This is a genomic window from Actinoplanes italicus, from assembly GCF_003001815.1.
GTDB lineage: Bacteria > Actinomycetota > Actinomycetes > Mycobacteriales > Micromonosporaceae > Actinoplanes > Actinoplanes italicus.
The window spans coordinates 529,738-549,438 of sequence record NZ_PVMZ01000003.1 but is presented as its reverse complement, the minus strand read 5'-3'; the positions used below and the strand labels follow the sequence as shown (position 1 = coordinate 549,438).

Annotated in this window: 12 protein-coding genes and 1 riboswitch; of the genes, 6 read left to right on the top strand and 6 right to left on the bottom strand. The window is 71.2% G+C overall.

The window, feature by feature from the left end; genetic code table 11:
- Positions 1 to 866: 866 nt before the first annotated feature.
- Positions 867 to 1,688: a C40 family peptidase gene (locus CLV67_RS10440; RefSeq protein ID WP_170153800.1), complete on the bottom strand. Its 822-nt coding sequence runs from the start codon at positions 1,686 to 1,688 to the stop codon at positions 867 to 869.
- A gap of 6 nt (positions 1,689 to 1,694) precedes the next feature.
- A riboswitch (cyclic di-AMP (ydaO/yuaA leader) is annotated at positions 1,695 to 1,820 on the bottom strand.
- A gap of 496 nt (positions 1,821 to 2,316) precedes the next feature.
- On the opposite strand from CLV67_RS10440, the gene CLV67_RS10435 reads away from it, so the two are divergent.
- From CLV67_RS10435 to CLV67_RS10425, 3 genes are read left to right on the top strand one after another with little or no spacing between them, the layout of a single operon-like run.
- Complete coding sequence (locus CLV67_RS10435) at positions 2,317 to 3,537, top strand: MurT ligase domain-containing protein (protein WP_106317168.1); 1,221 nt, start codon at positions 2,317 to 2,319, stop codon at positions 3,535 to 3,537.
- Positions 3,527 to 4,240, top strand: coding sequence for a type 1 glutamine amidotransferase (locus CLV67_RS10430; protein WP_106316968.1), 714 nt, complete (start codon positions 3,527 to 3,529; stop codon positions 4,238 to 4,240). Before CLV67_RS10435 ends, CLV67_RS10430 begins: the two co-directional genes overlap by 11 nt.
- A 49-nt stretch (positions 4,241 to 4,289) precedes the next feature.
- Positions 4,290 to 5,018 (top strand): TVP38/TMEM64 family protein, encoded by a 729-nt coding sequence (locus tag CLV67_RS10425; protein WP_106316967.1) that lies wholly within the window; start codon positions 4,290 to 4,292, stop codon positions 5,016 to 5,018.
- Positions 5,019 to 6,299: 1,281 nt separating this feature from the next.
- Here the strand turns inward: CLV67_RS10425 and aroA are convergent.
- Both aroA and leuS read right to left on the bottom strand, forming a co-directional pair.
- Complete coding sequence (aroA, locus tag CLV67_RS10420; RefSeq protein ID WP_106316966.1) at positions 6,300 to 7,559, bottom strand: 3-phosphoshikimate 1-carboxyvinyltransferase; 1,260 nt, start codon at positions 7,557 to 7,559, stop codon at positions 6,300 to 6,302.
- A gap of 64 nt (positions 7,560 to 7,623) precedes the next feature.
- Entirely contained in the window at positions 7,624 to 10,431 is a 2,808-nt protein-coding gene (gene leuS, locus CLV67_RS10415; protein ID WP_203737924.1) for a leucine--tRNA ligase, read from the bottom strand.
- A gap of 419 nt (positions 10,432 to 10,850) precedes the next feature.
- On the opposite strand from leuS, the gene CLV67_RS10410 reads away from it, so the two are divergent.
- The 3 genes from CLV67_RS10410 to CLV67_RS10400 are packed head-to-tail and all read left to right on the top strand — an operon-like array spanning position 10,851 to position 15,621.
- Positions 10,851 to 11,885: an AAA family ATPase gene (locus CLV67_RS10410; RefSeq protein ID WP_106316965.1), complete on the top strand. Its 1,035-nt coding sequence runs from the start codon at positions 10,851 to 10,853 to the stop codon at positions 11,883 to 11,885.
- Between the two features lie 2 nt (positions 11,886 to 11,887).
- Complete coding sequence (locus CLV67_RS10405; protein WP_106316964.1) at positions 11,888 to 13,180, top strand: DUF58 domain-containing protein; 1,293 nt, start codon at positions 11,888 to 11,890, stop codon at positions 13,178 to 13,180.
- Entirely contained in the window at positions 13,177 to 15,621 is a 2,445-nt protein-coding gene (locus tag CLV67_RS10400; RefSeq protein WP_106316963.1) for a transglutaminase TgpA family protein, read from the top strand. The genes CLV67_RS10405 and CLV67_RS10400 overlap by 4 nt, the downstream gene beginning before the upstream one ends.
- A 1,381-nt stretch (positions 15,622 to 17,002) precedes the next feature.
- Here the strand turns inward: CLV67_RS10400 and CLV67_RS10395 are convergent.
- The 3 genes from CLV67_RS10395 to CLV67_RS10385 form a co-directional block, all read right to left on the bottom strand.
- The gene (locus CLV67_RS10395) at positions 17,003 to 17,398 is read right to left on the bottom strand and encodes a DUF3040 domain-containing protein (RefSeq protein WP_106316962.1); all 396 of its coding nucleotides are present in this window, start codon (positions 17,396 to 17,398) and stop codon (positions 17,003 to 17,005) included.
- A 315-nt stretch (positions 17,399 to 17,713) separates the two neighbouring features.
- Positions 17,714 to 18,925, bottom strand: coding sequence for an alkaline phosphatase family protein (locus tag CLV67_RS10390; RefSeq protein WP_106316961.1), 1,212 nt, complete (start codon positions 18,923 to 18,925; stop codon positions 17,714 to 17,716).
- Entirely contained in the window at positions 18,922 to 19,686 is a 765-nt protein-coding gene (locus tag CLV67_RS10385; protein ID WP_106316960.1) for a methyltransferase domain-containing protein, read from the bottom strand. Before CLV67_RS10385 ends, CLV67_RS10390 begins: the two co-directional genes overlap by 4 nt.
- Positions 19,687 to 19,701: the final 15 nt, after the last annotated feature.

Sequence of the window (19,701 nt, the reverse complement as noted above, 5' to 3'; positions counted from 1 at the left end):
GCTCCGAAAACGGCCGTAGTCGATCGTCCAGCACCCGGCCGCGGCGGTAACCGACCCCCGCGACCAAGGAGCCCACGACGGTAACGCCAGGCCATCAGCCGCCCGAGCGCCACCACGGCCCAGACGGATGCGGCTGACGGGCCGGGAACCCCGACGGCGAAAGCTCTCTGGACAGCCGGACCCTGTCCCCGACCAGCCGTGAGCGGGTGGGCCGGACAAACAGCCGTCCGGCCGATGCAGCGGAAAACCAGCCGGGCACACCGACGCGGGAGGAGGACAACCCGCGGGCAACCCCAGCGGAAGGACCTGTACGGCGGAGTTGGCCGGCGAGCGGGCCAGCACGATCCAGCCACGCGGGCCGGTGCAACAGAGGACCAGCCGGGAGGGCCGCCGTAGCGGGAGGACCGGCCGCGGCGGCGGGAGTGGAGAACCAGTCGGACGCCGAGAACCGGCCGCATAGCCAGCCTCACGGGACACAAGATCACGTCAGACGGATACGAATGACCAAGATCAGCAGACGCGTGGACCGCGCGATCACGCAACCCGCGCAGGTGAACAAAGGCACCGGCGCCGAAAACACCCGAGAGACGGGTCCGGACATGGCAGACGCCCGTGGGGTGTGGCCCTGGACCGGGCCTACCCCACGGACGTCACTGCTATTCCTTACTTACTACTGCCGCTGCGCGACTCACTACTGCCGCTGCGCGACGGGACCTAACTTCCGCCGCTGCGCGACGGAAGCCAGACGACACTCATCACATCACCGCGCGGCGCAGGTCAGGCGACAGGTCGTCCCCAGCCTCTGCCGCTACGCGACAGGGCTCAGGCATCCAGACGGAACCGACCCACTGCCGCTGCGGCACGGATCAGGCGACCAGCCGGCGTACCACGTAGTTCTTGTTCCAGATCTTGTGCTTGCCGACCCGGGCTCCGGTGTGGGGCGAGTCGTAGACGTACCCGTTACCGGCGTAGATGCCGGCGTGGTACCCGTACGACCCGTTCCGGAAGATGATCAGGTCGCCGACCTTCTTGTTGCTCTTGGCGACAGCCTTGCCGTACTTCTGCTGCGAGTTCGCCTTGTGCGGCAGGCTCTTGCCGGCCGCCTTCTTGTAGACGTACTTGGTGAAGCCCGAGCAGTCGAACCGCTTCGGCCCGGAGGCGCCGTACTTGTACAGCGCGCCCTTGTGCTTCTTGGCCTCGGCGAGCACCTTGGCGCCGCTCGCCTTGACGTTGACCTTGACCTTGCCGGTGACCCGCTGGTTGTAGCCGGTGCCGGTGAAGACGGTGCGGAGCCAGACGCTGGACGTCGGCTTGACGGCCAGGGTGACCGCGCCACTGCGGACGGTCTCGGTGTCCCAGGTGCGCCAGGCGCCGTTCTGCCAGGCCTGGAGGCGGACCGTGCCCTTGGCGACCTTGCCGGAGGACGGGTCGATGACCTTGGCGGTGACCTTGAGGGTGGAGCCCCAGGGAAGGTTCCGGGTACTGGTCGTCGCGGCCAGCTGGGGGGTGATCACCGGAGCCGCAGCGGCGGCGACCGGGCTGGCGACCACGGCTGCGGTGGCCGAGGCGGCTGCCGCGGGTGAGGCGGCGATCAACTGCCCGGCGCAGAGGCAGAGACCCAGGGACAGAGCGACGGTACCGGTGCCGACGGAAGCGCGACGGCGCCGGTGCGAGGTGTGCTCGTGCACGGTAGAGAGATCCCTCCGGCACGCCTGCGAGGTTAGCTGTCGGGTTCGGGCGGGAAGGCATGCCCGGCCGCGGGTGGGCGGCTTCACCCCAAGGTCCTCCCGATCACGGCGCCGAAGCGACGTTGCGCCACCGAATCGACGATGCGCCGCCACAGACGACGCGCCACCGAGGCAGCACGGGAGAGACCGGTAATGGGTCCCCCGTCCCCACCCCCGAATGCCTTGATTGGTCTGGCTAAGTGCGGTGTCGCACCGTCCGGCCCGGGGTGGGGCTCGGCGTGAACCGGATCGGTACGGCCGGCGAGCGGGTGCCGCCAGCGAATCTTTCGTACCCGAGTCCCGCCATGATCGTCAGCGCGGTTGATGTCACGCTCCGTGATTGGCACAGTTGTCGGTGTCCAGTTTGTTATCTCCGCGAGACAAATGCCGCTACTCAATGCAGTCAGTAGATAACTTTACGTGGAGGGTTACGGGTGAACCAGAACACATAATTAGTCCAGCCACGACCGTGGCACACGTCCGAAAAGCCCGGACCGGGGAAAACGCTCGACTGACCGTGATCTTGACGGTCTGGCAACGCGACGTAATGTTCGAGTCCGGTACCCTCGGCGGCGTGACGGACGGGAAGATGCCTCTCATCGCCAAGGTCGCGACCTCCGTGTCGAAGACCGCCGCGGCGCTCTCCAGGGCCGCGGGACGCGGCGACGGTTCGGTGATCGGTGGCTGGATCGGCCTCAAGATCGACCCGGACCTCCTGACCCACCTCGCGTCCGGCCGGGCGGTTGCCCTGGTCTCCGGCACGAACGGAAAGACCACCACGACGCGTCTCACCGCGGCCGCGGTCGGCGTGCTCGGCCGGGTCGCCACCAACTCGTTCGGCGCCAACATGCCGACCGGCCACACCTCGGCGCTGGCGAAGGAGGGACACACCCCCTTCGCGGTCCTCGAGGTCGACGAGCACTACCTCCCCGAGGTGATCGACGCCACCCGTCCCAAGGTGGTGGCGCTGCTCAATCTCTCCCGCGACCAGCTCGACCGGGCCAAGGAGGTGGCGATGATGGCGCAGCTGTGGAAGACCAAGCTCGCCGGCCACCCCGAGATCAAGGTCGTCGCCAACTCGGACGACCCGATGGTCGTCTGGGCCGCGTCCGGCAGCCCGCAGACCACCTGGTTCAGCGCCGGCCAGCGCTGGCTGGACGACTCGTTCGTCTGCCCGGAGAGCGGCCACCCCATCGAGCGCGCCCAGGGTGACTGGTGGTGCACCGGCTGCCCGCTGCGCCGGCCACGCCCGCAGTGGGTGGTCGAGGACGAGGGCGTGATCGACCCCCGCGGTGACTGGCACCTGGTGAAACTGCAACTCCCCGGCAGGGTGAACATCGGCAACGCGGCCACCGCGCTGGCCGTCGCCGCCGAGTTCGGGGTCCGCCCGATCGAGGCGCTCCCCCGGCTCAACCGGGTCGCCTCGATCGCCGGCCGCTACGCCCAGGTCGACCGTGACGGTCGCAACATCCGCTTGTTGCTGGCGAAGAACCCGGCAAGCTGGCTGGAGGCGTTCGACATGGCCGACCAGGCGCCCACACTGCTCTCCATCAACGCTCGGGACCCTGATGGCCTCGACACGTCGTGGCTCTACGACGTCGATTTCTCGCCGTTGCGCGACCGACCGGTGCTGATCACCGGCGACCGTGCGTACGACCTGGCCGTCCGGCTCCAGGTGAACCAGGTGCCGTTCCGGCACGTACAGAGTTTCGACGAGGCGCTCCGTTCGGTACCCCCCGGACGCCTCGAAGTGATCGCCAACTACACGGCGTTCCAGGACATCAGAGCGGAGTTGGACCGTGTCAACTGAGGCCCTGCGGATCGTGTGGATCTACCCCGATCTGCTCTCGACCTACGGCGACCGCGGCAACCTGCTCATCCTCGCCCGTCGCGCCGCCGACCGGGGCATCCCGGCGGAGACCTACGAGGTGCGCTCCGACCAGCGGATGCCGCACACCGCCGACATCTACCTGATCGGTGGCGGCGAGGACGGCCCGCAGTCTCTCGCGGCGCAGCGCCTGATCGCCGACGGCGGCCTGCACCAGGCGGTCGCCCAGGGCGCCGCGGTGCTCGCCATCTGCGCGGGTTACCAGTTGATGGGTCACTCGTTCTTTGCCAAGGGGGCCAAGTGCCCCGGGCTGGGACTGCTCGACATCACCTCGGACCGCGGTGAGACCCGGGCGGTCGGCGAGCTGCGCGGCGACATCGACCCGCGGCTCGGCCTGCCGGCGCTGACCGGGTTCGAGAACCACGGTGGACGTACCCATCTGGGCGCGCACGCCGCACCGCTCGCCCGGGTGACCGCCGGAATCGGCAACGACGGCCAGACCGAAGGGGCCTGGGCAGGCAAGATCCTCGGCACCTACTCGCACGGCCCGGCGCTCGCCCGCAACCCGGCGATAGCCGATCTGCTACTGCGTTGGGCAACCGGCGCGGATAGGCTTTCCCCGCTCGACGACACCTGGGCCGACCGGCTCCGCAACGAACGGCTCGCCGCCGCGAGCCCAGCGTGAACTGCACGACCTTGTCCTGAACCGACGACAGTTGGGGCGGTAGGCCTGCATGACGACCGACAACCTGACCGCCCCAGCGGGCGTTGACCCCGCGGACTCTCAGGCAGTCGTCCCCGCTGCCGGCTGGAAGCGCCGCGCCATCCGTTTCGGCCTCCTCACGGCGGGGGTGGGCGCGCTCGCGGGCATCGCGGCGCTCCTCCCGCTCCGGGAGATCGCCGACACGCTGTCGGCGATGGGACCCAGTGCTGTCTTCGCGGTCGCGGTCCTCGGCGGCATGCTGCTGTCGGTGCTCGTGCCTCGTACGCTCATCACCATGACCTGCGGCGCCCTGCTCGGCGCCGTGACCGGTGGCGCCGCCGCCCTGGCCGCCGCGGTGATCGCCGCGGTCGCCACGTACTACGCGGGCCGCTGGGCCGGGCGGGGCGCTCTGCAGGCCCGCGCCGGCAGCCGCCTGGCACGCCTCGACGGCTGGCTCAACCGCCGGGGCCTGGCCGCGGTGCTTCTGGTCCGCTTCCTGCCCCTCGCGCCGTTCGGCCTGGTCGGCTACGCCTACGGCACCACCAGCGTCTGCCGCAAGCGCTACCTGCTCGGCACCACGATCGCCGCCATCCCATCCACGGTCACCTACGCCATCATCGGCGCGGCGGTCGCCGCCCCCGGCGACATGAACTTCCTGACCCTGGCCCCGGCGGCGTTCAGCTTCGTGCTCTCCACCGCGATCATCCTCCGCTGGCGTCACACCGCCCGCCGGGACGCGGCAACCCCCATCCCGGCCTGATCAACCCCAAAGATCAACACCCTCCTGTCGTACGCCCAAAGCGCGCTACACCCACGCAATGACCCACACCCCGCACCACACCCGCGCACTCCGCCCGGCACCCCGCACCCCGCGCACCGCACCCCGCACCACACCCGCGCACTCCGCCCGGCACCCCGCACCCCGCGCACCGCACCCCGCACTCCGCCCATGCCCGCACCCGCGCTCCGCACCCCGCGCTCCGCCCGTGCCCGCACCCGCGCTCCGCACCCCGCGCTCCGCACCCCGCGCTCCGCCCGTGCCCGCACCCGCGCTCCGCACCCGCGCTCCGCCGGCACCCGCACTCCGCACCCCGCGCTCCGCCCGTGCCCGCACTCGCGCTCCGCCCCGCGCCCGCACCTCGCCCCGCACTGCGCCCGCGCTCCGCCCGCGTCCCGCACTCCGCGGGAGATGAACGGGCCGGTTCCATCGACCCGTCCGACACGGGCACCTAGGCGCGGACAGCATGCCTCAGCGCAATCGCCACCCAACCCACAGATCTTGTGAGGTTGCGCCGCCTGCTCAACCCAAACTCCACAAGATCAGCACCAGGCGGCGGCACCCACCGACAAGCAGCGACCCAACCCACAGATCTTGTGAGGTTCCGGCGGCACAGAGGGCCAAACCCCACAAGATCAACGGCGGCGGGCGCGCAACAGCGACAGTCACACGACAGCGGGGCGACGACCACGCGGATCGACAGACACGCGGCGGCAGCTGGCGCGCGGCAACGGCAACTGACACGCGGCAGCAGGCACGGCCGCAGCGACGGCCACGCGGATCGACAGGCACGCAGCACCACCAGGCCAGCAGCAGGTACGCGGCAACGGCAGCTCGCACGCGGCGGCGGGCGCGCAACAGCGACAGTCACACGACAGCGGGGCGACGACCACGCGGATCGACAGACACGCGGCGGCAGCTGGCGCGCGGCAAACGGCAACTGACACGCGGCAGCAGGCACGGCCGCAGCGACGGCCACGCGGATCGACAGGCACGCAGCACCACCAGGCCAGCAGCAGGTACGCGGCAACGGCAGCTCGCACGCGGCGGCGGCCACGCGGCTGACAGCCTTGCGGATCGACAGGCACGCAGCGGCGATAGGCACGCAGCGGCAGCAGGCGCGCGAGCCAGACAGGCGGACGCGAGCCAGACAGGCGGAGGCGGGCCAGGCAGGTCGGCGGGCGGGCCAGACAGGTCGGCGGGCGGGCCAGACAGGTCGGCGGGCGGGGCTGGGCGTAGGGCGTCGGGTAAGGCGGCGCGGGGTCAGCGGGTGAGTGCCGCCAGGTCGGTGAAGTAGGCGGGGTAGGTCTTCGCCACACAGCCCGGGTCGACGATCTCGATGCCGGGGGCGCGCAGACCGATCAGGGACAGGCTCATCGCCATCCGGTGGTCCTCGTAGGTGGCGAACCGGGTCGGCCTCGGCCCGCCCGGGTGGATCGTGAAGCCGTCGGCGTCCTCGACCGCGTCGATGCCGGCCCTGCGCAACTCGGTGACGACGGCGCCGACCCGGTCGGTCTCCTTGCCGCGGATGAAGCCGATGCCGCGGACCCGGGTCGGCGAGTCGGCGAAGACGGCCACCGCGGCCAGCGTCTGCGCGGTATCCGAGATGTCGGCCATGTCGACGTCGACTCCCTGGAGGCTGCCGGTGCCACGGACGGTCAGCGAGTCCGCGGTGCGGGTCACCGAGGCACCCATCCGTTCCAGGACGTCGGCGAACCGTACATCCCCTTGAAGGCTCTCGGTGCCCAGACCGGAGACCGTGACCCTGCCGCCGGTGATGGCCGCCGCACCGAGGAAGTAGGACGCCGCGCTGGCGTCCGGCTCGATCGCGTAGCCGGTGGCCCGGTAGCCGCCGGACGCGACGGTGAGGCCGTCGACGGTCACCCCGAAGGCCGCCATGACCGCCTTGGTCATCTCCACATAGGGCACCGAGACCAGCGGCGACGTGAGCGAGACGTCGAGGCCGCGTGCCATCAGCGGACCGGCCATCAGGAGTCCGGAGAGGAACTGGCTGGAGATGTGGCCGCTGACCTGGACCGGACCGCCGTGCGCGGGACCGTGCACGGCCGCGGGCAGGAAGCCGGGCGCACCGAGTTCCTCCACCTCGGCACCGATCTGCCGCAGCGCGTCGAGGACCGGCCCGAACGGCCGCGCCCGCAGCTGCTCGGTGCCGTCCACGACGGTCCGCCCGGCGAGCAGCGCGGCCGCGGGCAGGAGGAACCGTGAGGTGGTGCCGGACTGACGGGCGTCGATCGTGCCGGCGCCACCGGTGACGGCCGGGTCGATGCCGGTGACCGTGACGGTGTGGTGTTCCTCGTCGAGGGCGACGGTCGCGCCGAGCGCGGCGATCGCACCCATCATGGCGCGGGTGTCGTCGGCGAAGAGCGCGCCGGTCAGCGTGGAGGTGCCGGGGGCGAGGGCGGCGCAGAGCAGCGCCCGGTTGGTGATGCTCTTGGAGCCTGGTGGCCGGACGGTCGCGTCGACGGGTGCGGTGAGCGGTTCGACGGACAGCACGTCAGGCATGCCCCCATCCAAGCAGGTGAACGGCCCGCCCCCGGACTCGAGAGCGGGCCGTACCAATACGTGGTCAGACGACGACGCTGACCAGGCGTCCCTTCACCACGATGACCTTCTTCGGCTCCTTGCCGGCCAGTGCCTCGGCGACGGCGGCCAGCGCGGCCGCGCGGACCTCGTCCTCGCCGGTCTCCGGGGAGACCTCGACCCGGCCGCGGACCTTGCCGTTGACCTGCACCGGGTAGGTGATGGCGTCGGCGACCAGCTGGGCCGGGTCGGCGACCGGGAACTCGGTGTACGCCAGCGAGCCCTCGTGTCCCAGCTTGGCCCACAGTTCCTCGGCCATGTGCGGCGCGAACGGCGAGGTCATCAGGACCAGCGGCTCGATCGCCTCACGGGACACCGTGCCCAGCGGGGTCAGCGTGTTCGTCAGCTCGATCAGCTTGGCGATCGCGGTGTTGAACCGCAGCTCCTCCATGTCCTCGCGGACCCCGGCGATGATCCGGTGCAGAACCTTGCGGGTCTTCGGGTCCAGCGGCTCGTCGGAGACACGGACGGCGCCGGTCTCCTCGTCGACCACCAGACGCCAGGCACGCTGCAGGAAGCGCTGCGATCCGACGACGGCGCGGGTCTCCCAGGGGCGGGAGACGTCCAGCGGGCCCATCGCCATCTCGTACACCCGGAACGTGTCGGCGCCGTACTGCTCGCACATCTCGTCGGGGGTGACGACGTTCTTCAGCGACTTGCCCATCTTGCCGTAGCTGCGGGCGACCTCGACGTCGCCGTGGAAGTACTTGCCGTCGCGCTCGACGACCTCCTCGGCCGGCACGTAGAAGCCACGGGCGTCCTGGTACGCGTACGCCTGGATGTAGCCCTGGTTGAACAGCTTCTTGAAGGGCTCGAACGACGAGACGTGGCCCAGGTCGAACAGCACCTTGTGCCAGAAACGGGCGTACAGCAGGTGCAGCACGGCGTGCTCGACGCCACCGACGTACAGGTCGACACCACCGGCGTCGCCCTCGGAACGGGGGCCCATCCAGTAGGCCTCGTTCTCCGGGTCGACCAGGGACTTCTCGTTCTTCGGGTCCAGGTAGCGCAGCTCGTACCAGCAGGAACCGGCCCACTGGGGCATGGTGTTGGTCTCGCGGGTGTACGTCTTCAGGCCGTCACCCAGGTCCAGCTCGACCTGGACCCAGTCCTTCTTGCGCGACAGCGGGGTCTCCGGCTCGGAGTTCGCGTCGTCCGGGTCGAAGGTGCGCGGCGAGAAGTCGTCGACGTCCGGCAGCACGACCGGCAGCATCGACTCGGGCAGCGCGATCGGCAGGCCGGTCTCGTCGTAGACGATCGGGAACGGCTCGCCCCAGTAGCGCTGGCGGCTGAACAGCCAGTCCCGCAGGCGGTAGGTGGTCGCCCCGGTGCCCTTGCCGTTCGCCTCCAGCCACTCGATCATCGCGGCCTTGGCCTCGGCGACGCCCTTGCCGTCCAGCCACTCGCTGTTGATCGCCGGTCCGTCGCCGGTGAAAGCCCCTTCAAAACCTTCAGGAGCCTCTACGGTACGGATGATCGGCAGCTCGAAGACCTCGGCGAACGCCCAGTCGCGCTCGTCCTGGCCGGGAACCGCCATGATCGCGCCGGTGCCGTAGCCGGCCAGCACGTAGTCGGCGATGAAGACCGGGATCCGCGCGCCGTTGACCGGGTTGACCGCGAACGCACCAGTGAAGACGCCCGTCTTGACCTTGCCGTCGGCGGTCCGCTCCTCCTCGGTCTTCGCGGCGGCCTCGCGGCGGTAGTTCTCCACCGCCTCGGCCGGGGTCGCGGCACCGCCGGTCCAGACCGTGTGGGTGCCGTCCGGCCAGGCGGCCGGGACGATCCGCTCGACCAGCTCGTGCTCGGGCGCCAGCACCATGTAGGTGGCGCCGAACAGGGTGTCCGGGCGGGTGGTGAACACCTTGATCACACCGTCCGAGCCGTCGACCGGGAAGTCGACGTGGGCACCGCGCGACCGGCCGATCCAGTTGCGCTGCATCAGCTTGACCGGGTCCGGCCAGTCCAGCGCGTCCAGGTCCTCGACCAGGCGATCGCCGTACGCCGTGATCCGCATCATCCACTGCTTCAGGCTGCGCTGGAAGACCGGGAAGTTACCGCGCTCGGACCTGCCGTCCGGGGTGACCTCCTCGTTGGCCAGCACGGTGCCCAGGCCGGGGCACCAGTTGACCGGCGCCTCGGAGACGTACGCCAGGCGGTGGTCGTCGATCAGCTTCCGCTTCTCGACGGCGGACAGACCGGCCCACTCAGAACCACGAGCGCCTGACTCGTACGAATCGATCAGCTCTTGAATGGGTCGTGCCTTGTTGACCGCCGGGTCGAACCAGGAGTTGAAGATCTGCAGGAAGATCCACTGGGTCCAGCGGTAGTACTCGGGGTCGGTCGTCGAGAAGGAACGGCGTTCGTCGTACGCCAGTCCCAGTCTCTTCAGCTGCTGCTTGTAGCGCTCGACGTTCGCCGCGGTGGTGACCGCAGGGTGGGTGCCGGTCTGCACCGCGTACTGCTCGGCGGGCAGGCCGAACGCGTCGAAGCCCATCGGGTGCAGCACGTTGTAGCCGGCCTGCCGCTTGTAGCGGGTGTAGCAGTCGGTGCCGATGTAGCCCAGCGGGTGCCCGACGTGCAGGCCGGCGCCGGACGGGTACGGGAACATGTCCTGGACGTGCAGTTTGGGGGCACCCGCGCGGGGGTGCTCGGGATCGGCCAGCTCACCGGCCGGATTGGGCGCGTAGAACGTCCCGTTCGCGTCCCAGAAGTCCTGCCAGCGCTGCTCGATCTCACCGGCCAGCGCCGCTGTGTACCGGAAGGGCGGGGTCTCGGTCTCGCTCATCTCCACCATCTCGTCTCGTCTTCAATGATCGGGAGGCTCCGAAGGGCACAAAAAAGCCCCTCGCACAGGAGGGGTTGCCGTGCCTGGTCCGCGATCGGTCAGCGGATCAGCACGGCCGGCTAAGGAGCAGAACGAACCGAGCCATGCGTGCATGGTACTCCTCGTCCGTCACGGACGGCGACCGGTATGGCGGGCGCGTGACATACTCCCGGCTGTCCACAGGCGACCGGCCTGGGATGGCGGAAGGTCACGTTCGTCCGAATCCCCCCTCATCAGGCCTTTCGGCGTTGCGCGCGGACGGGGCTAACCTGTGGGGACGGGTGGCGAGCGCCGGAGGCCCACGGCCGCTGGGCGCCCGCGACCTTACGGTGCCCTTGACGGTGGGTGATCTCCGCCCTACGGGGGTAGACACGTTATGGAGGAGGCCCGTGACAACGCCGACCTGGGGCGAGCCGTCAGGCCCGCTGACGAGCGCCGAGTTCCGCGCCGCTGCGCAAGCCATCATGGCCAACATCGAACAGGTCATCGAGGGCAAGAGCGCGACGGTGCGACTGGCTCTCGCGGTCCTGATCGCCGAGGGCCACCTGCTGATCGAGGACGTGCCGGGCGTCGGCAAGACGAAACTGGCCAAGGCGCTCGCCCGCTCGATCGACTGCTCGGTGCGGCGCATCCAGTTCACCCCCGACCTGCTGCCCAGCGACGTGACCGGTGTCAGCGTCTACAACCAGGAGACGCGCGACTTCGAGTTCAAGCCGGGCGCCGTCTTCGCCAACCTGGTGGTCGGCGACGAGATCAACCGGGCGTCACCGAAGACCCAGTCCGCCCTCCTGGAGTGCATGGAGGAGCGGCAGGTCACGGTCGACGGCACCACCTATGAGCTGCAGGCGCCGTTCATGGTGGTCGCGACGCAGAACCCGATCGAGATGGAGGGCACCTACCCCCTCCCCGAGGCGCAGCGCGACCGGTTCACCGCCCGTATCGCCATGGGTTACCCGGACCCCCGCGCCGAGCTGGCCATGCTCAGCGGGCACGGCGACCACGACCCGCTCAACGACCTGCGCGCCGTCGCTGACGCGGCCATGGTCCGCCGGCTGATCGAGACCGCCCGCGCGGTACACGCCGCCGACGCCGTCCAGCAGTACGCGATCGCCCTGGTCACCGCGACCCGGGAGGCTCCGGAGATCCGGCTCGGCGCATCGCCCCGGTCCACCCTGCAGCTGATCCGCACGGCGAAGGCGGTGGCCGCGCTCGAGGGCCGCGACTACGTGCTCCCCGACGACCTGCAGGCGCTCGCCGTGCCGGTCCTGGCGCACCGCATCATCCCGACCTCGGACGCCCAGCTGAACCGGCGGACGACGGACGCGATCGTGTCGGAGATCGTGCACCGGCTGCCCCTGCCGCACGCCCGCAATCCCTACGACACCCGCGACGGCCGCGCCTCCTACGAGTCCCGGGGGCGGTGAGCATGCGGGAGGCGCTGCGGGGACTCACCACGCGCGGCCGCTCGTTCCTGGCCGCGGCGGTCGCCGCCGCGGTCTCCGCGCTCATCCTCGGCGAGAGCGACCTGCTACGGGTGGCGGTTCTACTGGCCGTCCTCCCGCTGCTGGCCGCCTGGTATGTCGGCCGGAGCCGCTACAAGCTGGCGTGCACCCGCTCGCTGGAGCCGGGCCGGGCACCGGTCGGATCCAGCGCGCGGGTCATCCTGCGCCTGCAGAACCTGTCCCGGCTGCCCACCGGCACGATGCTCCTGGAGGACCGTCTGCCGTATGCGCTGGGCAGCCGTCCCCGGGTCGTACTGGAGCGGCTCGGAGCCCACCAGGCCAGCTCGGTGGCGTACACGGTGCGCGCCGACGTCCGCGGGCGCTACCCGATCGGCCCGCTGATGGTCCGGCTCACCGACCCGTTCGGGCTGTGCGAGCTGACCCGCTCCTTCCCGAGCGTGGACCGGCTGACCGTGATTCCGCAGGTGTTCCCGCTGCCGCGGGTGCGTCTGGCCGGGGAGTACGCCGGCACCGGCGAGAGCCGGGCGCGGTCGGTGGCGGTGCACGGCGAGGACGACGCGGCCACCCGCGAGTACCGCCGCGGCGACGACCTGCGCCGGGTGCACTGGCGCTCGACTGCCCGGACCGGTGAGCTGATGGTGCGCCGCGAGGAGCAGCCCTGGGAGAGCCGGGCCACGGTCGTGCTCGACACCCGGTCCTACGCCCACCGCGGCGAGGGGCCGACCGCCAGCTTCGAGTGGGCCGTCTCGGCGGCCGCCAGCATCGCGGTCCACCTGCGCGAGTCGGGTTACAAGGTTCGCATGGTGACCGGCTCGGGCACCGACATCGACGCCTCCGAGGGCGGCGGCGAGGGCCTGATCCTGGACACCCTGGCGGACGTGAAGGCCGACCAGGACAGTGACGTCTCGGTGCTCATCGAGCACGTCCGGCGGCGTAACGACGGCGGCCTGGTGATCGGCCTGTTCGGGGCCCTCACGGTGGCCGAGGCGGAGATGCTCAGCGGTCTGCGCGGCAACGGCGCGACCTGCATCGGCTTCGCCATCGACACCGGCACCTGGGCACCGGCGTCGTCCGGCACCGAAGCCGAACGCGAGCACGCGGCCGCTGCCCTCGCCCTGGTCCGGGCGGGCTGGCGGTCGGTGCCGGTGTCGCACGGCGAGACACTCGCGGCACTCTGGCCCAGCGTGGCCCGTGGATCGCAGGGTTTCGCCTACCGCGCCGCGATGGCGGAGACCGTCAGCGGGGTGATCCGATGACCGGCCGCCGCCGTCTCGGCCTGGTGGCCGCCGCGGCCACCCTCCTGGCCGCCGCGCCGCTGTCGGCGATCTTCGAGTCCTGGACCTGGATCGCGCAGTGCGTTCTGACCGTGGCCCTGATCGAGGGCGCCGCAATGGCCACCCGGACCTTCCGGTTCCCCACGTGGGCGCAGGCCCTGAGCATGACTCTGGCCCTGGTCCTGGCGCTGACCTGGCTCTTCCCCAGCGGTAAAGAGATCATCATCCCGACGCCGGACACGCTCTCGCACTTCGCGGATCTGGTCCGGCAGGCCGGTGAGGACACCCGGTCGTACGGCGTGCCCGTACCCGACCGGGACGGCCTGCTCTTCGTGGCGGTCCTCGGTGTCGGCTCGGTCGTCATCGTGGTCGACCTGCTCACCGCGGTGTTCCGCCGGCCGGCGCTGGCCGGTCTGCCGATGCTGGCGATCTACTCGATCCCGGTCGCGGTCTACCTGGACAGCGTCCCGGCGATCCCGTTCGTGATCGGCGCCGCGGGCTTCCTGTGGCTGCTCGTCGCCGACAACGTCGACCGGGTGCGGCGCTTCGGGCGCCGGTTCACCGGAGACGGCCGCGACGTGGACGTCTGGGAACCCTCCCCGCTGGCAGCGGCCGGCCGCCGGATCGGCGTGGTCGGCGTGCTGGTCGCGGTGGTGGTCCCGCTCGGCGTGCCGACGGTGACCGGCGGTCTGCTCACCCAGCTCACCCAGAGCAACAGCGGGCCGGGCGGCAATTCGGGCACCGGCACCGGGCGGATCAACCTGTTCGCCTCGCTCAGCGGCCAGCTCAACCAGAATGCCACGGTGCCCCTGCTCAAGGTCACCACCGACGAGCCTGAGCCGTTCTACCTGCGGTTCGCGATCGCCGACGTGCTGACCGAGAACGGCTTCGGCCACGAGGCGCCCCGGGGCCGCGCGCTGGCGCTCGGGCTGCCCGACCCACGGCGGGCGGCGGCCACCCGGAACGCCGACTACACCGAGTACCGCGCCGAGTTGGAGATCACCAAGGACCTCCAGCAGAACATGGCGCCGGTGTACACGTACCCGACCGTGGTCGACGGGCTCGAGGGCCCGTGGGCGTACGACGAGAAGCAGCAGGTCCTCTACTCGAACCGGTTCACCACGCGCGATCAGAAGTACACCTTCACGTACATGCGGGCGAAGTACAGCCCGAGGCTGCTTCAGCAGGCCGCGCCGCTGCCCGCGGACGACCCGCTGCGGGCCGCCTACACCGCGACCCCCGGCGACGCCACCGTCGACGCCACGGTCAAGCGGCTGATCACCGGCAAGAGCAGCGATTACGACAAGGTCCGGGCGATCTACAACTGGTTCTCCAAGGACAACGGTTTCCGCTACAGCCTGTCCGCCACGACCACCGGGAAAGCGTCGGAGATCGCCGAGTTCCTGACCAACAAGGCCGGATACTGCCAGCAGTACGCGGCGGCGATGGCGTGGATGGTCCGGGCGGCCGGCGTCCCGGCACGGGTGGCGTTCGGCTTCACCCGCGGGTCCCAGACCGGGCCGGGCACGTACTCGATCACCAACCGCAACGCCCACGCCTGGACCGAGGTCTACTTCCAGGGCTTCGGCTGGGTGCCGTTCGACGCCACCCCGAGCACCGGGGTGACCGGCTCCGCCCGAGGAGCGTCGAACTGGGCGCCCGACGTCGACCGTCCCGCCCCGACCGCCTCCGCCTCCGCGGACACCGGCGAGCCGGGCCCGGACTCGTCGGCCGACCCGGGCGCGGCCAACGGGGAGAACCGCGCGAACGCCGACGGCGGCCCCGACGCCGACACCGGCACGGTCACCGAGCAGACCGACTGGACGGCCCTGTGGATCGCCGCTGGAGTCGCCCTGATCCTCGCGTTGCTGCTGATCCCGGCCCTGCGCCGGGTGCTGGTCCGCAAACGCAGGCACGCCGCGACGGCACCGGCCGCACCAACCGTCCTGGCCGCCGAGGGCGCCACCGACCTCACCGTCACCGCCGAGTCCGGCCAGGCCCGGGAGGACGCACACGCCGCCTGGGACGAACTGATCGACTCGATGATCGACTTCCGAGTCCCGGTGGACCCGACCGAGACACCACGGATCACCACCCAGCGCCTGATCCGTGACCTGTCTCTCGACGGCGAGCCGGCCGACGCCGCGACCCTGCTGGGTACGGCCGAGGAGCGTGCCCGCTACGCCCGCACGCCCCTGCAGGGCGCCGAACTGACCGCCGCGCTGCGCCGGATCCGTTCCGGAATGTCCGCGGCGGCCTCCGCCCGGACCAGGCTCCGCGCCGCGCTGCTGCCACCATCGGTGCTTCTCAGCTGGCGGTTGGGCCTGGCCGAGTGGTCCACCCGTACAGCGGAACGCCTGACCGGGATCCGCGAGTCCCTGACCCGCTTCAACCCACGCCGGCTCCTGTCCCGTTCCCGCTGAGCCGGTCCGACCACGAAAGGCGCCGTCCTCCGGGGCGGCGCCTTTCGTTTCCCCTCACACCACCCAGCCGACAAGCCTCCGAACAGCCCCGTGCCACACCGCTACCTGCCGCGCCGACACCTGACTGGCGCGATCGTTCAGGACCGCGACCCGGGCGGCCGCTTCTTGGGCAGCGCCTCAAAACCCACCAGCGCAGCACCCGAGCCGACGCCCAGCACCCGCACGCCGGGTCCAAGACGTAGAGGTCCGCCTCCCGGTTGCGCGGTGACCTACGGTGCGTATACGGGCGCGGGTCACCGCGCAATCGAGAACGACGGCCCGCGTGGCGATCCGCGGCGCGGGATCACCGCGCAATCAAGAACGACGGCCCGCGTGGCGATCCGCGGCGCGGGTCACCGCGCAATCAAGAACGACGGCCCGCGTGGCGATCCGCGGCGCAAATACGGGCGCAGAACACCATACAACCAGAAGCGACAACCCGCGTGGCGATCCGCGGCGCACATACGGGCGCAGATCACCACGCAGTCGAGAACGACGGTCCGCGTCGCGATCGCGGCGCGGATAAACGCAAGTAACCACGCAACGGACGTAGCAACGCCCGAAAGGCAACAGTCGAGCGGCCAATAGCATCCAGATCCACAAATTCGCCCTACCTGATCTCGTGCCGGCCTTGGCTCCGAGATCTTGCGCCGCCCTCACCGTCCTGACGGCATTGAATGCCCAACACCGGCAGCCGCTGTGGACCTTGGATGCTGGTCAGTGCTGGGGGGATTCGCTCAAGATCGTGGTGGGGCGCGGGCGGCGACGGTGACCAAGATCGGCCATCCGGCCCGTCGCCGACCAGAGACCCTGACCGCGAGAGGTCGCCATGGCGCAGTGCCGGTGGGCCGCAGGTTCCGATCCGACTCCGGTCACCATGCATGCCGTGGGCACCGGAGCGCCTGGCGCAGGGCCGAGCCGCGTCCGCATCCCCACAAGGCCGCCAGCGTGGTGACTTGCGGCCCCATCACACCCCCACATCATCAGGCCGGGAGGCCGGGAGGCCGGGAGGCCGGGAGGCCGGGAGGCCGGGAGGCCGGGAGGCCGGGAGGCCGGGAGGCCGGGAGACCGGGAGACCGGGAGACCGGGAGACCGGGAGACCGGGAGACCGGGAGACCGGGAGACCGGGAGACCGGGAGACCGGGAGACCGGGAGACCGGGAGACCGGGAGACCGGGAGACCGGGAGACCGGGAGACCGGGAGACCGGGAGACCGGGGCCGAGGAACCCGACCAGCGGTAGAACGCCCCTCGCAGCAGGGCGCGCAGGGGCGCACGACGACGGCGGCCGAGGGGCGGCCGCCGTTCGTCGGGAGCCGGCTTCGTCGGCCGGCTCGGGGTGGGTCAGCGATGGCCCTCCGGGCGCTGACGCCAGCGGTCCTCAAGGCGTTCGAGGAAGCCGCCGCTCTTGCGGCTGCCGCCCTGGCGGGTGCGCCGGGACGCGGTGCCGCCGACGGATTTCAGGTCGGGCGCCTGGGTGCGGCGGCGCGACTGCATCGCGAAGGCCGCCGATCCGAGCATCACGACGAATCCGGCGACGCCGAGCGGCGTGTTCTGGCTGACGGCTCCGTAGACGAGGAGAGCCAGGCCAAGGATGATCACGAACGCGGCGACGAGGAACCGGCGCCGTGCGTGGAAACGCGGGTCGCTGGCCCGCACAGCCGAGGCGAACTTGGGGTCCTCGGCAAGCGACCGCTCGATCTGATCGAACAGCCGCTGCTCGTGCTCCGAGAGCGGCACGGCATTCCTCCCCGGGCGCATGTCCGGCCCCGTGCTGGGGTCGGGGTGGTGCAGGTGTCATTGCGGGGCAGCCGTCGGCTGCCTTATCACGCAAGTCTACGAGCGGCTTGGCGGGTCGGAAAGCGGGACGACCGCCGAGTGCGGGTGATTTTCCGTGTCCGGAAGATCGGTTCGTCCCAAAAGACCGATCACCCAGCCGCACAAAGCGTCCGTCACCGCAGCATGTGGCCCTGATCACGGCCCGTGAGCTGCCTCAACACATGATCCGGAGAGAGGACGCCGGGAGGCGGGTAAATCGACTGACGCAAATAGATCTTATCGGACGATCAACAACGGTACGGTCATCTCGGCCGCCGTGAACGACCCGTGGTAGGCGATCAGCTGAGCGGCGCGCCCGGGTTCCCGGTCGCTGGCGACCACGACCGCCCGGCCCTGGCAGAACACGACCACGTCACCGATCCTGCCGGCGTGCGCGGGCGGTACCGGGCCGTACCATCCCTCGCCGATCGCCTCGTCCCGGCGCAGCACCCGGGCGTCGGGGCCGAGCACCTCCCGCCAGGTCGCGATCACATCGTCCACCGCACCGTCGGCGACGTGCAGATAGCGCAACCGCGGTTCGCCGGCCACGCCGTCCAGGCCGTCGGCCAGCGGGCCGGTGGACAGGTCGTAGCGGTCCTCGACCGGCACGTTGAGCTGGCCGTGGTCGGCGATCACCAGCACGGCGGCTCCCGGCGGCAGTTCGTGGGCGAGCCGGTCCAGGATGAGATCGACCCCGCGGGCCGCCTCCTCCCAGGCGGGGGATCCCACCCCGTCCTCGTGGCCGGCCTTGTCGAGGTCGGGGTGGTAGCCGTAGACCAGGCCGGGCCCGGCACGCAGGGCGGCCAGCATCCCTTCGGCGACCGCCGGCCCGTCGTCGGCCACGTGGTAGTTGCCGCCCCGGTTGGCGGCCACGCTCAGGCCGGTGCCCCTGTAGAGGGAGCGGCTGACCACGGTGACCGCGACGCCGGCCGCCGCGGCGGTCTCCAGGACGGTCGGCCTCGGCTGCCAGACGTACGGATCCGGGTCGTCACCCCAGTGGATGTGGTTGAGCGTCCGCCCGTCCGGCCGCTGGACGGTGAAACCGAGGACGCCGTGTGCTCCCGGCGGCGTCCCGGTGCCGATGGTGACCAGGCTGACCGGGGTGGTGGACGGGAATCCCGCGGTCAGGGTCGAGCCCGGGAGCGAGGCCAGCACCGGCGCGAACGGAGCGGCGAGCGGTATCTGATACGCCCCGAGGCCGTCCACCAGCAGCACCCCGACCCGGTCCACCCCGTCCAGTGGAACGCCGAGACCGAGCACGTCGGCAAACCCCGGCACCCCGAGGACGGCGCAGACGCTGGGCAGCAGATCGGCCAGACTCCCCGTGCCGTAGGCGGGCGCCACCCGGCGGAACGCCTCCGCCGGCAGCCCGTCACCGGGCAGGGGCCCCGGAGCCCATCCGGTGTAGGCCGAGCCGGAGCCTGCGGCCCGCCCGGACGAGATGGTCATGACGAGCCGTCACGCCCGGCCGGACGGCGGGCGAACAGGTGCAGCTGGGACGCGACGTCCCGGAACGGCGCCCGGCTGCTGAGTTCCAGTTCGAGTTCGAGGACCGCCTGCGGGTCCTCCTCGAGCACCGCCGCCGGCAGGAGATCGGCGATCACACGTACGCCATGGGTCTGTTCGACCTCGAGCCCCGCGTCGGTGAGCAGTTCGGTGGCCCCCGCCGCGTCGTAGCGGCGAAGCAGCGTGTCACGCGGCCCGGACCGGCCCGCCGGGTCGGTGACCAGCGACGCCGCCGCCTTGAGGTGGCCGTTGACGGCCCGGCCGAGAACCGCCGCGGCCCGGCCCGCCACCAGCAGGCTGACCGCGCCGCCCGGGCACAGCGCCCCCGCGATCGCGGCGACCACCTTGACCGGCTCGTCGACGACCTCGAGCACCGAATGGCAGAGGATGAGGTCGGCGCTACCCGGCGCGACCAGGGACGCCAGCGCGTCGCCGTCGCCCTGCACGGCCCGGACCCGGTCGGCGACGCCCGCGTCGGCGGCACGGCGGGTCAGTGCGGCGAGTGCGTCGGGGCTCGCGTCGATCACCGTGACGGTGTGGCCACCCTCGGCGAGCGGCACCGCGAACCCGCCGGTCCCGCCGCCGACGTCGAGCACGGTCAGCTCACGGCCGGCCTGCCGGTCGAGCTCGCGCCGGATGACGGCCCACACCGCGGCGGTGCGTGCCGTGACGTGCGGGCGGCCGGTACGCGCAGAAGTCTCCACGCCAGCAGCCTAGCG